Consider the following 16051-nt stretch of genomic DNA (forward strand, 5'->3'; position numbering starts at 1 on the left):
TGCAAAGCGCAGAAAGCCATGGCTTTCTTGGCGCATTGTTCTGCACCGACCGAACCGACAGGTGAGACCGTTGCTGGGCGTGCCCCACCGGGGCACAGCAACCGAGCCGACAGGCGAGACCCCTCTCTCGCGTTTTAATCAGAACCTCTTGGAAAAATCTGTGATTTTTCCAAGAGGTTTGAGCGTGGCGAAAAGCTTTTTCGACACGCTCAAATGTGTCATTTTACGGCAGTCCCTTGTGCTTTTTGAAGGCTTCAAGGCCGTTTACCCCCTACATCTTGCGCAAAAGTATGAATATATTGTGAACATTTCGTGATTTGGTTGCAATTCCCAGACAAGCGTGCTACAATGTAACCAAATTGTAACACTTGTTATGAAAGTGTCATTTCTTTGGCGAAGGGAGCGAAGCAGATGCGGAGAAGTATATGGAAAAGTCTTCTTACCTTTGTGTTGGTTCTGGCTCTTACTGTGGGAACGGTAGCGGCGCTCAGCATGGCGACTGCGGCAAAGGCGGAAACCGCTCCCGCCCGGTATTCCCAGCAGGTACGGGAAACACAGATGCCCCCGGCAAAGGAATTGTCCGCGGCGCTTCCTGAGGAAGCATCCTCTCCTGTTTCCGGTATGGCCGCTTTTGCGCTGGTTCTTGTGATTTCCGGTCTGGGCTTTTCGCTGTTTTTGGTTTCTTTGCGGAAGGGGCGTTCTGCCGCGGCGCATTCGGGGCGCCGTTACAGCCCCAGGGCTGATATGACGTTTTCAGATCCGGTTTCTACAAAACGAGTGTGATTTTTTGTGATCATTTGAATCGGGCTGGCTGAATGAGCCGGTCCGTTTTTTATTTCCGGGAAGGGGCTTCAAGCTGGGGAACTTCTTCCAAAAGCAACAGAGGCCAGGCTGGAAATCTTCCCTGGAAAAAATTTCCGATGAAAGGGAAAAGAAGCGGTTTTTCCTGTGTTCATGGGGCGTTTCAGGGGGTGGAATTTTTCACAGATCCCGGTACTTCGAGAAATTCACAGAAAATAACTTGAAATTTTCCCTTTTTCAAGGTATCATGGAACAGGAAAGAATTTTGTAGAATGCTCACCCCCTGAGAAATAGGAGGATCTTTGATGATGATTGTGAAAAAAAGAAATATGGTTCGATTTTTTTCTATATTGCTTGCCCTTATGCTTCTGGTCTCCGCCTTGCCGCTGCCTGCCTTTGCGGCGGACACATTGATTTATCAGGTGGGAGACCGGGCCTTTTTGGGGCTGAACCGGTTGACCGGCGCTTTGGAAAACGCGGTAAACATTACGGGAGAGCTGGTCATTCCGTCCTCTATTCAGGGTGTGCCAGTAACCTCTATCGCTGACGGCACCTTTTACGGCAGTGATAAAATGACCTCTGTTACGGTACCTTCTTCCGTTCAGTCTATCGGAGACAGAGCTTTCGGCGCCTGCACCTCCCTGCGTTCCGTAAAGCTGGGGGAAGGCCTCACCCGTTTGGGAAAAGATGCCTTCCGCTATTGCTATGCCCTGACAGATGTTTCTCTGCCGTCCACATTGCTTTCTATTGAAAGCTATACCTTTTCTTCCTGCCTGGCCCTGCGGTCCATCACGGTTCCCTCCGGAGTGACCAGCCTGGGAAGCTACAGCTTCTCCGAATGTAAGAATTTGTCGTCTATCACACTGCCTGATAATATCACCACGATCGGTGATTATGCTTTCGCCGGTTGCGCCGCGCTGAGCAGCATTACTCTTCCGTCCCGTCTGCACGCTCTTTCCACCGCTCTTTTTAATGGCTGTTCCTCTCTTTCCAATGTGGAGCTTTCCGGCGCGGTGGAATACGTGGGAAAATCCGCCTTTGGCGGCTGTACTTCTTTAGAGCGTCTGGTTTTGCCGGAGGGTGTGGAGAAAATTTATGAAGGCGCATTCGACGGCTGTAAAAACCTGAAGGCCATTTCCGTGCCTGATTCGGTCAATGGCATTGCCTTTGACTCCTTTGACGACTGCGAAAATCTGACCTTTTACGTGAACGCGGGCTCCTATGCCCAGGTATTTGCTTCCGCCAATAAGATCCCCTTTGTGCTGGGAGCCATGGAAAATCCAGCTCCGCCCGATGGGCCGGGAGAATATCCGCCCACGCCTTTCCGGGACGTGCAGAACCATTGGGCCAAGGCCTATATTGAGTGGGCCTATGCCAAAGGCTATTTTGCCGGAACCAGCACTACCACCTTTTCACCGGACGCCCCCGTGAACCGGGGCATGCTGGTTTCTCTGCTGTACCGGATCGAGGGCAGCCCCGCCGTAGGCAGCTCCAGCTTTACCGATGTACCGGCAAAGGCGTATTATGCCAATGCCGTGGCCTGGGGAGAAAGCGCGAAGGTGGTCAGCGGAGTGGGGGATGGAAAATTCGCTCCTTCTACAAATATCACCAGAGAGCAGTTGGCCGCCATGCTGTACCGCTATGCTCAGCATAAAGGCTACGATACCTCTGCCCAGGGGGATCTCAGCCAGTTTAAGGATGTTGACCGGATCAGCAATTTTGCCGGAACCGCCATGAACTGGGTAGTAGGCAGCGGGATTATGAGCGGAAAGGGAAACGCCACACTGGATCCCAGGGGCAAGGCCACCCGTGCGGAGGCTGCCGTCATGCTCCAAAAATTTGAAAGCCTGTATCAGAAATAATTTTTCCGTAAAAGTACGCCTTCGTTTTTTGAGAGGCTTGAGCGTGTCAAAATGGCTTTTTGGCACGCTCTTATTTTTTCCTAAAATCATGGATTTTTCCACTAGGCTGAGATGAAAGAGAGAAATTTCTCTTGGTCTCAGCTGTCACTTTTCTGTTCGGCAATGACAGGAGGAAGGCGGGCGGATTATAGTTTAGCGTATCAGTTGTTAGTTGTAAGATGTTAGTTGTTAGATGAGAGCCTCCTCACTGTCATTCTGAGCCGTAGGCGGAGAATCTCGTCCTTCATTCCCTGAATAGAAGAACGAGATTCTTCACTTCGTTCAGAATGACAGATGGGAAGTGAGCACCTCGCTGTCGGTCGGGTCGGGAACCAGTCTCCTGCACCAAACAGCTTCACGAGCAGGTGCAGCGTTACGCTGCAAATTCCAATTTATCTGCTTACTAATGGTCGGGTCAGAAAGCAATTCCCCGCACCAAGCAGCTTCACGAGTGCCAGCGGTGCAACCGCTCGTACTTTTCCTCCTTTTACTTTTATGACAGGAGAGCTTATCGACAGTTTGAAGCCTTCCTTTTTCTCGAAAGCTTATTTTATTTTCAAAAAAAGATTGACAAAATCAGTGAAATTCCGTATATTTATCTCATTGCGTTTGCATCTGAAAAACGGCCTGCCTCGGGAGGTGAGCAGGTTATAAAAGCGGTCTGGCTTTGCTGCCGTGGTCGTCCTTTTTCCGTCCTGAGGCGGAAACGGGAAAGACGCTATTTTATCCTTTGCGGGAGGCAGTCAGCAGAAATTACGGCCGGACCGGGTTATTTGTGTGCAGCAGGAGCTCAGCTTCCATACGAAGACTGCGTTTTCCTGCCGGAAAAGGTTATCTTTTCTCAAAGAATAATTGAAGACACGCAAAGCTGATTTCGGCGCGCACGCGCCACCGCAAAGGAGATGCATGAAGATGAAGGATACGATCATTTCTTTGAAGGACATCGCTGTCTCGTATGATGGCGAGCAGGTGCTGAAAAACTTTAACCTGGATATTCGGGATGGAGAATTCGTCACGCTGCTCGGCCCCTCCGGGTGCGGAAAAACTACCGTACTGCGAACGATCGGAGGCTTTATCACACCGGACACAGGCGAGGTCTTTTTTAGTGGGAAAAATATTACGGCCCTGCCGCCTTATAAGCGGGAGGTCAATACGATCTTCCAGAAATACGCTTTGTTCCCGCATTTGAACGTGTACGATAATATTGCCTTTGGTATGCGGCTGAAGAAGAAAAGCGAGCGGGAAGTAAAGGAAACCGTCCACAAAATGCTCACCATGGTAAACCTAAACGGCTATGCTCACAGAGGGGTAGGCCAGCTTTCCGGAGGGCAGCAGCAGCGGGTGGCCATTGCCCGGGCCTTGGCCAACGAGCCCAAGATCCTGCTGCTGGACGAACCGCTGGGGGCTCTGGACCTGAAGCTGCGCAAGGATATGCAGGTAGAGCTGAAAAAGATCCAGCAGCAAACGGGGATCACCTTCATTTTCGTCACCCACGATCAGGAAGAGGCCCTTTCCATGTCCGATACAGTGGTGGTGATGGACGGCGGCGTGATCCAGCAGATCGGCACACCCATCGATATCTATAACGAGCCGAAAAACGCCTTTGTGGCGGATTTTATCGGAGAATCCAATATTTTGGACGGCGTGATGCTGGAGGACTACCGGGTAAGGTTCGCCGGGCATGAATTTGCCTGTCTGGATCATGGCTTCGGCACCAAAACGCCGGTAGATGTGGTGATTCGCCCGGAGGATATCGATGTGGTGGAGGCTGCCTCCACCCATATTACCGGCGAAGTGACCGCCGTTACCTTTAAGGGCGTTCATTACGAGATCATTGTGGACGTGGCGGGTTTCAAATGGATGATCCAGTCTACAGACTGCCGCCAGGTGGGGGACAAGATCGGCCTGTCCCTGACGCCTGATGATATCCATGTTATGGCAAAATCGGAATATTCCGGCACCTTTGGCGATTATAGCACCTTCAGCGATGAGATGGAGGAGGATATCACTGCCTCTGAGGAAGCCGCCAGCGAGGAGGGAGAGGAATGAAGCGCTCCGGTTCCAAGCTCCTTTCCGCCCCTTACACCATCTGGATCACGATTTTTATTGTGATCCCCATGCTGCTGGTGGTTTGGTTTGCTTTCACTGACAAGTCTGGAAACTTTACACTGGAAAATATTCTCAGTGTGGGCCAGTACTCCAATGTATTTCTGCGCTCGATCTGGCTGGGGGCCGTGGCAACGGCGATCTCCTTGCTGCTGGGCTATCCGCTGGCCTACGGTATCGCCAAAATGAGCGAAAAGCGGCAAAGCGTTATGGTGATGCTGGTCATGCTTCCCATGTGGATGAATTTCCTGCTTCGCACCTATGCCTGGATGAGTCTCTTGGAGGATAACGGGCTGATAAATGCTCTGTTTACCAGCTTGGGTCTGCCCCGGCTTCACATGATAAACACTGCGGGCGCGGTGGTGCTGGGAATGGTCTATAACTATATCCCGTATATGATCCTGCCGCTGTACTCCGTTCTCACCAAGATCGACCCCAGTGTGATCGAGGCGGCCCAGGACCTGGGAGCCAGCGATAAAAAGGTATTTCTCAAGGTGATCGTCCCCATGAGCATGCCCGGGGTGATCTCCGGCGTGACCATGGTGTTCGTGCCGGCGGTCAGCACCTTTATCATTTCCAAAATGCTGGGCGGCGGGGCAAATCTTTTGATCGGCGACCTGATCGATATGCAGTTCCTGGGAAGCGCGTATAATCCCAATTTGGGCTCCGCCATTTCCCTGGTGCTGATGGTGATCATTTTGATCTGCATGGGCATTATGGATCAGTTTGACGATGGAGAATCCGCAGGGGGAGGTGTCATGCTGTGAAAAAAGCGATCACAAGGCTCTATACCTTTCTGATCTTTCTGTTCCTGTACGCGCCCATTCTGGTGCTGATGGTTTTTTCCTTCAATGATACCGAAACCTCCAGCCGCACGGTGTGGAGCGGTTTTTCCCTGCGCTGGTATCAAAAGCTGTTTGAGGATCGCTTGATTTTAGAGGCCCTCCGGAACACGCTGATCATCGCGGTGATCGCGGCGGCTGCTGCCACCGTTCTCGGCACAGTGGCGGCAGTAGGTATCAATTCCATGAAAAAGCTGCCCCGGCGGGTGATGATGAACATTACGAATTTCCCCATGGTGAATCCGGAGATCGTTACCGGCGTTTCCTTGATGCTGCTGTTTGTTTTTGCGGTGGGGCTGTTTGGCGGCAGGTCTCTGGGTATGGCTTCTCTGATCGCCGCCCATATCACCTTCTGCCTGCCCTATGTGATCCTTTCCGTGCTGCCGAAGCTGCGGCAGATGAACCCGAATTTGTATGAAGCGGCTCAAGACCTGGGCTGTCCGCCGGTGCGGGCCTTTTTCAAGGTGGTGCTGCCGGAGATTGCCCCCGGCATCGTTACCGGTATGATCATGGCCTTTACCCTGTCCATCGATGATTTTGTCATCAGCTATTTTACCAGCGGCACCACCCAGACGCTGCCAATTTACATTTACTCCATGACCAGAAAGCGGGTCAGCCCGGAAATCAACGCCCTGTCCACCGTGCTGTTTGCGGTGGTGATGGTGCTGCTCATCGTGGTCAATGTCCGGCAGTCAAAGGACAAAGGTGTGCCCGCGGCGGAGAAGGAGGAAAGCTTATGAAGCAGTTTTTTTCCTGTTTTTTTTCCCTGCTCCTGCTGCTGTACTGCGGCTTTGCTGCCTCTGCGGAGGAGCTTGATACCGATGTGATTTTGAATGTCTATAACTGGGGCGAGTATATCGCCAACGGCACGGACGGCTCCCTGGACGTAAACGCCGAATTCACCCGGCGCACGGGGATCCGAGTGAACTACACCACCTTTGACAGCAATGAATCCCTGTATTCCAAGCTGGCAGGCGGCGGGGCGGATTACGATGTGATCTTCCCTTCGGAATATATGGTCTCCAAGCTCATTCAGGAGGATAGGCTGGCGGAGCTGGATTTTGAGAATATTCCGAATTTTCAGTATATCGATGAGCAGTTTCGGGACCCCGCCTACGATCCCGGCAGCCGGCATTCCGTGCCCTATACCTGGGGCGTGGTGGGGATATTTTATAACAGGGACTATGTGGAAAAGGAAGTAACCGGCTGGGATATCCTGTGGGATACGGATTACGCGGGAAAGATCCTGATGTTTGATAACCCCCGGGACGCCTTTGCCATTGCCCAATTCCGGCTGGAGCAGTCTGTCAACAGCACCGATCCGGAGGAATGGGAGGCGGCCGCGGCGCTGCTGAAGGAACAGAAGCCTCTGGTACAGGGCTATTATATGGATCAGATTTTTGACAAAATGGAAAGCGGAGAAGCCTGGATCGCCCCGTATTATGCGGGAGACGCCGCCATTCTGGTGGATAACAGCGACAGCATCGATTTTGTTGTGCCGAAGGAGGGCACAAACTTCTTTGTGGACGCCGCCTGTGTTCCCGTTACCTCCAGCCACAAGCGGGAGGCGGAGGAATACATCAATTTCCTTTGTGATCCGGAAATTGCCGGGGCCAATATGGACTATGTAGGGTATTCCACCCCGGAAACCGCCGCCAAGGAATACATTGACCCGGAGATGGTAAACAGCCTCGTTCATTACCCCGACAGTGAGATCCTGAAAAACACGGAAGCGTTTGTCAATTTACCGGAAAACATCAGTAAGCTGGCGGACACCCTTTGGGCGGAAGTAAAAATGGGCGGCCCCGGAGAAGCGATTGTGCTGGTGCTGATCATTTTGGGCTTTTTAGCGGTATATCTTGCTATCATTTTCTATAAGCGGAGAAAGCGGAAGCGGGAACTGACTTGATTCCCCTGAAAAGCTTATTTGCTTTACACGCCTTGGAAGCAGCCGTTGCAAAACGTCAAATTTGCAACGGCTGCGCTGCACAGCAGCGCCGAAAGCGATAGCTTTCGGGCATAATGAGCAATGATGAATTAGCAATTATAAGGGCGAGGACAAAATAGTAGATTATAGTTTAGCATCTACTCTTGGCGCCCCTGAAAGGGGAGCGGTCACGGCGAAGCCGTGACCGAGGGGTTCTTGCCGGAAAGTTGGTAAAACGTAGGTTTTATATGATTTTCCAGCGAGCTGGAACCCTTCCACCACGCAAAGCATGGTCCCCCTCCCCTTTCAGGGGAGGCAAGGGGTTAGTGCTATTCGTTAGTCAGTTAAATTCCAATTTATCAAACCAATCTTTTGCCCTTAATTGCTCATTTCTCATTGCTCATTCCTCATTTTTGTTGGGCGGCGCACTGCTTTTACAGAGCCTATGAAGCGAACAGCTTTCCGTACAAGGCAAATTTTTTGATTTTTCACAAAGAAATTTTGCAAAACCCCTTTACTTTTCCTGTACGTATGCTATAATGCGCAAAGCCTGAAAACATTTTGTGAAAGCAAAATGGGCGGGGCTTCTTTGAAAATGGAGAAGATATGGAATTTTTGTCCGGAAGGCGGTGCTTTCGGATAGAAAAGCAATATTTGCGATTTTCAAAGAAGCCCTTATTTTATGATTCCTTTTGTGAAAAAGGAGGGGTTTTATGTTTCAGTTGAAATGGCTTTGGGCGAGAATGAAGGGCTTTCGGAAGCGCTACATTTTCGCGCTTTGCTCCACCGTGCTGCTTTCCATGCTGTCCCTGGGAAATTCGGTGATCACGGCAAGCATCATGGATCTGGTGTTTGATCCCTTGCAGGCCACCGGGGTGGTGACGGAGGAAATCAAATCCCAGCTTGTGGTGCTGGTGGCGGTGCTGATCGGATTTACACTGTTCCGAACCGGCTTTGGCTATTTCTCGGTGATGACCTATGAGGGCTGTTCCCAAAAGCTGATCTACGGACTTCGCCGGGATCTGTACAAAAACATGCAGGAGCAAGATCAGGCCTTTTACAGCCGGAACCGCACCGGTGACCTGATGACCCGTCTTACCGGCGATATGGACATGATCCGCTTTATGGTGGCTTGGGTCATTCGCCAGCTGATCGACTGCGCCTTTATGTTCCTCACTGCTTCTATCGTATTCCTTGTTACGGATTGGCTGTTTGCTTTGAGCATGCTGGCGGTAACGCCGATCATCTTTGGCTTGACCTACCTTTTCTCCAAGCGGGTGCACCCCTTGTATGTGGAGCTGCGGGAAAAGCTTTCCCGGCTGAACACCGCCGCCCAGGAGAATATTTCCGGAAACCGGGTAGTGAAGGCCTTTGCCCGGGAGGATTATGAGATCCGGCGCTTTGATGAGAAAAACCGGGAGTATAAGGAGGCCAACAAAAACGCTTCCCTGATGTGGCTGAAATTCAGCCCTTATATCGACACGCTGTCTCAGTCCCTTTCCATTGCCGTGCTGCTGGTGGGCGGCGGCTTTCTTATCAGCGGGCGCATTACCATCGGCACTTTTACACTATTTAACGCCCTGACCTGGACGCTGACAAATCCCATGCGAATGCTGGGAATGCACTTAAACGATCTGCAAAGGTTTTTTGCCAGCGCCGGAAAGATCATTGAGCTGTACTATGCGAAATCCACCATTGCCAGTCGTCAGGACGCCGTAAAGCCGAAGGAAAGGGTGAAGGGAGAGATCTGCTTCCGAAACGCGGGGCTGACTCTCCATGGAACCCAGGTGCTGCGGAATATTGACCTTTCCATCAAGCCCGGCGAAACCGTGGCCATCATGGGCCCCACCGGCGCGGGGAAAACTTCCCTCATTAGCCTGATCCCCCGGTTTTCTGATGTTTCCGAGGGAGAGGTCACGCTGGACGGCGTGCCGGTGAACCGGTATGATCTTCGCAGCCTTCGCTCCTCCATCGGTATCGCCACCCAGGAGGTATTCCTGTTCTCCGATACGGTGGACGGAAATATTGCCTATGGTAATACAAAGCTTTCGGAGGAAGAGGTAAAGCGGTACGCGAAAATGGCGGATGTGGACTTTGCCGAAAAGCTGCCGGAGGGCTTTGATACGGTGATCGGCGAGCGTGGCACCGGGCTTTCCGGCGGCCAGAAGCAGCGTATCGCTTTAGCGCGGGCCTTGGCAGTGCGGCCTTCTGTGCTGATTTTGGACGATACCACCAGCGCGGTGGACCTGGAAACGGAAAAGTATATTCAGGAGCAGCTGGCAAGCCTGGATTTCCCCTGTACGAAGGTTATAGTGGCCCAGCGGATCTCCACCACCAAACGGGCGGATAAAGTAGTGGTCATTGAAAACGGCGCCATTACCGAAATCGGCACTCATGCGGAGCTTTCTCAGAAGCCCGGCTACTATCGGGAGGTATTCCTGCTGCAAAACGGCAGCAGTGAAGAAGAAGCAGGGCTCGAAACAGGAAAGGGGGAATAACAGATGGCGAGAAACAGATTTGATGTGGATGAAAACCTCGAAACTCCGTTTAATATCAAGCACCTTCTGCGGGCGGGCTCCTACATTGGCCGCCACAAGAAGAAAATGATCCTGGCTCTGCTGTATTCTGCTATTTCCGCCGCCGCGGCGCTGTTAGGCCCGCTGCTCATTCAGCGGAGCATCAATGTGTCCGTTCCCAATCGGGATTACGGCGAGCTGGTGCTGCTGGCCTTCGTAATGCTCGGCGCGATTCTGGTTTCCGTCCTGTTTTCCAGGGTGCGCTCCAAATACATGATCGAGGTGGGGCAGGAGATCATTTACGATATCCGCAAGGATCTCTTTGAGCACCTGCAAAAGCTGCCCTTCCAGTTCTATGACGACAGGCCTCACGGCAAGATTCTGACCAGGGTGATAAACTATATCAACAGCGTATCAGACGCGCTTTCCAACGGCATTATCAATTTTGTGCTGGAGATCTTCAACCTGATCCTGATCGCCGTGTTCATGCTGCTGTGTGATGTTAGACTGTCGCTGGTGGTCATGGCTGGCGTTCCGCTGCTGGCGGTGGTGGTATTCCTGGTAAAGCCCGCCCAGCGCCGGGCCTGGCAGGACAATTCCAATAAGAATTCCAACCTGAACGCCTACCTCCATGAGAGCCTGGACGGCATGAAGATCACCCAGGCCTTTATCCGGGAAGAGGAAAACGCCGAAATTTATGACCGCTTGAATCAGAACTGCAAGCGCACCTGGATGAAGGCGCAGTATACCTCCAACTTGATCTGGCTTTCCGTGGACAACATCTCTACCTGGGTGGTGGGGGCCATGTACCTTACCGGGCTGATGATGCTGGGGCCCCAGGTGCAGATCGGTACGCTGATCGCCCTGGCCTCTTACGCCTGGCGGTTCTGGCAGCCGATTTTGAACCTTTCCAACCTTTACAATACCTTCATCAATGCCGTGGCCTATCTGGAGCGCATCTTTGAAATGATGGACGAACCCGTTACGGTAGACGACGCGCCCGATGCCGTGGAGCTGCCGCCTATCAGCGGTGCGGTAAAGTTTGACGATGTGACCTTCTCCTACGACGGTTCCATCAATGTGCTGGAGCATTTTGACCTGGAGGTGGCTCCCGGGGAATCCATTGCCCTGGTAGGCCCCACCGGCGCGGGAAAGACCACCGTGGTCAACCTGCTTTCCCGGTTTTACAATATCAACGAGGGCAAAGTACTGCTGGACGACCACGATATCGCGGGGGCAACACTGCATTCCCTGCGCTCCCAAATGGGCATCATGCTGCAGGACAGCTTCATCTTTTCCGGCACCATTATGGATAATATCCGCTATGGCAGGCTGGACGCTACAGACGAGGAGGTCATTGCCGCCGCCAAAACGGTGTGTGCCCATGAGTTTATTAGCCAGATGGAGGACGGCTACTACACCCAGGTAAACGAACGGGGTTCCCGGCTTTCCCAGGGCCAGAAGCAGCTGGTGGCCTTTGCGCGTACCCTGCTTTCCGACCCGCGCATTTTGGTGCTGGACGAAGCCACCTCTTCCATCGACGCAAAAACCGAGCGGCTTTTGCAGGAAGGCCTGCAGGCCCTGCTGAAAGGGCGCACCTCCTTTATCATCGCCCACCGGCTTTCCACCATTAAAAACTGCGACCGCATTCTCTATATTTCCGATAAGGGCATCGCGGAAATGGGAAGCCATGAAAAGCTTTTAGAGCAGAAGGGGAAATACTACCAGCTCTATACCGCCCAGGTAGAGGACTGACAGGAACTCGGTTTTTGAAAATTAATTCTCTGCTATGAAAACGCTCCCTGAACCAAAATTTGGTTCAGGGAGCGTTGGTGTTTCAATCAAAATAAATTGTAGTTTTACACACAGTTCCCTCCTGTCATTCTGAGGAACGAAGTGACGAAGAATCTCGTCCTTTATTGTCTGAGTAAAGAACTGAAGAACGAGATTCTTCACTTCGTTCAGAATGACAAAAGGAAGGCCAGCGGGTAACCGTAAAATTGTAGTTTGGCACACACTCTTGGCTTTCTCGCCTGTCGGCTCGGGTGCAATGCGCCAAGAAAGCTATAGCTTTCTGCGCTTTGCACCCGAGCCGACAGGCGAGAAAGGCAAGTGGTTAGTGCTATTCGTTAGTCAGTTAAATTCCACTTTATCGAACAGTTCCCCACTGTCATTCTGAGGAGCGCAGAAAGCGATAGCTTTCCTGACGAAAAATCTTGCTCTTTGCCCTTAATTCCTCATTGCCAATTCCCAATTCAGGCCTGCTACTGAAACTCCGTCATATTGGGCCAGTAGCGCATGGGCATGTTGCCCCGGCGGAGCTTGGGGTTTAGGCGCCCCTCAATGGCGATGGTTTTGTAAAAGCGCTTCCACAGGGCCCGGTACTTTTCCTCCTCCTCGTCCGGCGGGGGCAGGTCGATGCTGTCCGCCTGAAAAAATTCCCGGCTTCCGTTTTTGCGGTAGAGAAAGCCCAGCTTGTGGGTTTTGTCATAGATCACCAGGTTCTCTCCGGAGAATCTGTCGCAGAAATGAGAGGCAATGATAGGCAGCACGTTGTTATTGGGGGTGATCTCCGCCGCCAGAAATTCTCCCAGGTCGGAAAAGCGCAGGAATTCCACGTGATAGTGAGCTTCATTTTTCAAATACAGCAGCGCCTTGTTCATGGCGTGTACGTGATCGTTGGCGGCAAGCTTTGTGACCTTCGGGCCATGCTTGTAGCCCAGCAGCAGAAAGCGGAGCATGGTCAGCTCCTTTTCCTCCATGCAGGTCAGAAAAGCTCTGCGAAGTATGTGGTAGGCCTCCGGGGAGACCTTTTTCGGAATAGACCGTTCCACCCGGCTTGCCAGCTCCGGCACGGTATCGATGGCCTTGATAGGAAACAGGGTCTCCTGAGGCTCGTCCAGAGGTTGAATTCCCTGGGGAAGCCGCTTGTCCTGAAAGCATTCTGCCACACAGCAGAGAAAGCCGGGAAAGGTGCCGTCGTAGCGGTATACTAAATTTGACCTGTCAGACATTTTACATGATCCTCCTTGCTGGGTGAAAACAACGACAACTGCTCCGGCGGCGCCAAATCCCTCTGGGAAAAGCCCCGTTCACTGACGGCCCCGGCAATAACCGCCGGGTTGTCGGTGGGCAAGGGAGAAATGCTTTTGCCGTTGCAGACAATGAAGTATTTTGCCCGCTTCAGCACCACGCCCAGCTTTTTCAGGGCGTCGAAATCCAACTTGGCATAGCGCCGGGCGGAGCGGATCCGCTGGGCGCTTTTTACCCCAATGCCCGGCACCCGCAGCAGCATTTCATAGGGGGCGCGGTTGATCTCCATGGGGAAATGCTCCATATGATTTACCGCCCAGTTGCATTTGGGGTCCAGCAGGGGGTTGAAGTCGGGGTGCGCATCGTCCAGAATTTCTCCGGCCTGAAAGCCGTAAAAGCGCAGCAGCCAGTCTGCCTGGTAAAGCCGGTGCTCCCGCAGCAGAGGCGGAGGCGTGTCTCTGGCCGGAAGGTTCCGGTCGTTGACCATGGGCATATAGGCGGAGAAAAACACCCGCTTCAGGCTGTACTTCTTATACAGCCCCTCTGTAAGGGAAAGGATCTGCCGGTCTGTTTCCGGGGAGGCCCCGATGATCATTTGGGTGGATTGGCCCGCCGGTACAAATTTGGGGGCCGCCCGGTATTTTACCAGGTCGGTGGTATTTTCCCGAATGCCGTCCCGGATCTGCCCCATGGGGGCCAGAATTTTTTCCTTGCTTTTCTGCGGCGCCAGCAGGGAAAGGCTTTTCTGGGAGGGCAGCTCAATATTTACGCTCATGCGGTCGGCGTAAAAGCCCAGCTGCTCCGTGAGCCGGGGGTTTGCGCCGGGAATGGCCTTCACGTGTACATAGCCCCAGAAATTTTCCTCCTCCCGCAGCTTTTTCAAGGCTGTAAGCATCAGCTCGCAGGTATGATCCGGGTTTTTCACCACCGCCGAGCTGAGAAACAGCCCCTCGATGTAGTTCCGGCGGTAAAACTGAATGGTCAGGCTTACCAGTTCTTCCGGGGTAAAGGTGGCGCGGGGCCCATCGAGGGAATGGCGGTTGACGCAGTAGGCGCAGTCATAGGCACAGTCGTTGCTCATCAGCACCTTCAAAAGGGAAATGCACCTGCCGTCTGCGGCAAAGCTGTGGCAGATCCCGGCCTTTACCGCGTTTCCCAGCTTTCCCGGCTGGCCGGGCCGGTCTACCCCGCTGGAGGTGCAGGCCACGTCATATTTGGCGGCGTCTGTTAAAATTTCCAGCTTTTCCAGTAATTCCATGGTTTCGTTCCTCTTTCCGGTGTGGTGCAAGCAAAGGCTCAATCCGGGCAATAGGCGACGGCGTCCGCCTGAAACAGCAGAGCGCCCTCTCTTCCACCGCCGGGAGCGGCAAATTCCGTCTGGATTGATTTTCGGACAGGGTAATTTCCGTGAAACCGCTCCCGGATCACCCGCTCCATCACAGGGATATTCCACACGTCCCGGAACAGGCAGTCCATTTGAACCACGCTTTCCAGAGTCAGCCCGAAAAGCCTCAGGCGCTGTTCCATTTGGTCAAAGGCGCCGTTTATCTGTTCCTCAATGGTTCCTCCCATGTTGCCGACGCAATACCCTAAAAAGCAGAAATTCCCCGCTTTGATAATGCCGGAATGGGCCCATTCCTCATTGTGCTCTTTTCTGATGATCTCACTCATGTCTGTGACCTCCTTTGGTAGAACGCTTTTTCTCTTTGTCAGGGCGGATCGTCATCGCCCGGGAAACGCTTCCTTTGCCGAAGCGCTCCCGCAGGGAATCCACTGTGGTTTCCAGCCGCTCCAGCCGCTCGTTTCCGCCTGTGCTGTCAAAAAGACTGGTCTGTGCTTCCTGGGCGCTGAGGAGCTTTCCGGCCCGAATTCCCAAAAGCCGCACGGCCCAGCGCTTGTTTTCCCGGCGGTACAGGGCGAGAGCGGCCCGATAAAGGGAAGCGGAATCGCATACGGCGGGCTCGATGCGGCACTGCCGCTGGAATTCTTCAAAATCCTTGCTCTTTACGGTGATCTGTACCTCCCCGGCCTTTACGCCGTGAGCCCGAAGCCTTGAGGCCACCGTTTCCGCCAAGGAGAGAAAGGTTTCCCTGATCTCCTCTTCTGTAGAAATGTCATGGGGCAGGGTAACGCTGTTTCCGATGGACTTTGCAGGCTCTCCGCCGTCCGCGGGGCAAACCGGCGTTTGATCCAGCCCGTTGGCGTAGATCCACAGAGTTTCGCCGATCCTTCCCAGCATGCTCCGCATGGCGGAAAGCTCCATGCGGGCGATATCCCCTATGGTGCGAATGCCAAATTTCTTCAGGGTCTTTTCCGTGTGCGGGCCTACAAACAGCAGCGTCTCGCAAGGCAGCTTCCAAATGACGGATTCCATTTTGTCCCTGCCGAACACCGTAACGGCGTCCGGTTTTTTGTAATCGCTGCCCAGCTTGGCGAACACCTTGTTGAAGGAGACCCCGATGGAAACGGTAAGCCCCAGCTCCATTTTGATCCGCCGCCGAAGCTGCTGGGCGATCTCTTCTCCATCGCCGAACAGCCGCTCGCTGCCGTATACGTCCAGCCAGCATTCGTCCAGGCTGAAGCTTTCCACCAGGTCGGTGTACTCGCAGTAGATCTCCTTCGCCAGCCGGGAAAAATGGGAATAGCGCTCGTGGTGGGGCGGCACTAACCGCAGCTCCGGGCATTTTCTTTTCGCCTGCCAGATGGGCTCCGCCGTTTTTACACCGCACTGCTTTGCCAGCATGTTTTTTGCCAGAATGATCCCGTGCCTGCTTTCCCGGTCCCCGGCCACAGCCATGGGTACATTCCGGTACTGGGGCGCGTACAGAGTTTCCACGGAGGCGTAGAAATTATTCATATCCACATGCAGAATGCCGTTTTTCACAAGCCATACCTCCTGTAAACTCAAACATGCGTTCGCAACCC

13 protein-coding genes are annotated in these 16051 nt (G+C 53.1%); 9 read left to right on the forward strand and 4 right to left on the reverse strand.

What is annotated here, in order from left to right; all coding sequences use genetic code 11:
- From U8T64_RS09145 to U8T64_RS09185, 9 genes are all read left to right on the forward strand, one after another.
- On the forward strand, positions 1 to 316 hold a 316-nt coding region (locus U8T64_RS09145; protein ID WP_322183054.1), incomplete at its 5' end, for a hypothetical protein.
- Positions 317 to 411: 95 nt separating this feature from the next.
- The gene (locus U8T64_RS09150) at positions 412 to 783 is read left to right on the forward strand and encodes a hypothetical protein (RefSeq protein WP_322183056.1); all 372 of its coding nucleotides are present in this window, start codon (positions 412 to 414) and stop codon (positions 781 to 783) included.
- A gap of 323 nt (positions 784 to 1106) precedes the next feature.
- Positions 1107 to 2663: a leucine-rich repeat protein gene (locus U8T64_RS09155; RefSeq protein ID WP_322183058.1), complete on the forward strand. Its 1557-nt coding sequence runs from the start codon at positions 1107 to 1109 to the stop codon at positions 2661 to 2663.
- A 951-nt stretch (positions 2664 to 3614) separates the two neighbouring features.
- A complete protein-coding gene (potA, locus tag U8T64_RS09160; protein WP_322183176.1) occupies positions 3615 to 4751 on the forward strand; it encodes a spermidine/putrescine ABC transporter ATP-binding protein in 1137 nt (378 codons plus the stop codon).
- On the forward strand, positions 4748 to 5575 hold the full coding sequence (locus tag U8T64_RS09165) for an ABC transporter permease (RefSeq protein ID WP_322183060.1): 828 nt from the start codon (positions 4748 to 4750) through the stop codon (positions 5573 to 5575). Before potA ends, U8T64_RS09165 begins: the two co-directional genes overlap by 4 nt.
- The gene (locus U8T64_RS09170) at positions 5572 to 6390 is read left to right on the forward strand and encodes an ABC transporter permease (RefSeq protein ID WP_322183062.1); all 819 of its coding nucleotides are present in this window, start codon (positions 5572 to 5574) and stop codon (positions 6388 to 6390) included. The genes U8T64_RS09165 and U8T64_RS09170 overlap by 4 nt, the downstream gene beginning before the upstream one ends.
- Complete coding sequence (locus tag U8T64_RS09175; protein WP_322183064.1) at positions 6387 to 7559, forward strand: ABC transporter substrate-binding protein; 1173 nt, start codon at positions 6387 to 6389, stop codon at positions 7557 to 7559. The genes U8T64_RS09170 and U8T64_RS09175 overlap by 4 nt, the downstream gene beginning before the upstream one ends.
- A gap of 731 nt (positions 7560 to 8290) precedes the next feature.
- Entirely contained in the window at positions 8291 to 10075 is a 1785-nt protein-coding gene (locus U8T64_RS09180) for an ABC transporter ATP-binding protein (RefSeq protein WP_322183066.1), read from the forward strand.
- 3 nt (positions 10076 to 10078) lie between these two features.
- Positions 10079 to 11848, forward strand: a complete 1770-nt coding sequence (locus U8T64_RS09185; protein WP_322183068.1) for an ABC transporter ATP-binding protein — start codon at positions 10079 to 10081, stop codon at positions 11846 to 11848.
- A gap of 509 nt (positions 11849 to 12357) precedes the next feature.
- On the opposite strand, the gene U8T64_RS09190 is transcribed toward U8T64_RS09185, so the two are convergent.
- Genes U8T64_RS09190 through dinB form a run of 4 tightly spaced genes read right to left on the reverse strand, consistent with a single transcriptional unit; the run spans position 12358 to position 16010 of the window.
- The gene (locus tag U8T64_RS09190) at positions 12358 to 13107 is read right to left on the reverse strand and encodes a TIGR03915 family putative DNA repair protein (protein WP_322183070.1); all 750 of its coding nucleotides are present in this window, start codon (positions 13105 to 13107) and stop codon (positions 12358 to 12360) included.
- A complete protein-coding gene (locus U8T64_RS09195) occupies positions 13086 to 14384 on the reverse strand; it encodes a putative DNA modification/repair radical SAM protein (RefSeq protein ID WP_322183072.1) in 1299 nt (432 codons plus the stop codon). The genes U8T64_RS09190 and U8T64_RS09195 overlap by 22 nt, the downstream gene beginning before the upstream one ends.
- A gap of 38 nt (positions 14385 to 14422) precedes the next feature.
- Positions 14423 to 14797 (reverse strand): RidA family protein, encoded by a 375-nt coding sequence (locus U8T64_RS09200; RefSeq protein ID WP_322183074.1) that lies wholly within the window; start codon positions 14795 to 14797, stop codon positions 14423 to 14425.
- Positions 14790 to 16010 carry a DNA polymerase IV gene (dinB, locus tag U8T64_RS09205; RefSeq protein ID WP_322183076.1) on the reverse strand — a complete coding sequence of 407 codons (1221 nt, stop codon included), beginning with the start codon at positions 16008 to 16010 and terminating at the stop codon, positions 14790 to 14792. Before dinB ends, U8T64_RS09200 begins: the two co-directional genes overlap by 8 nt.
- Between the last annotated feature and the right edge of the window lie 41 nt (positions 16011 to 16051).

The organism is Neglectibacter caecimuris (genome assembly GCF_034335015.1).
Taxonomy (GTDB): domain Bacteria; phylum Bacillota; class Clostridia; order Oscillospirales; family Acutalibacteraceae; genus Acutalibacter; species Acutalibacter caecimuris_A.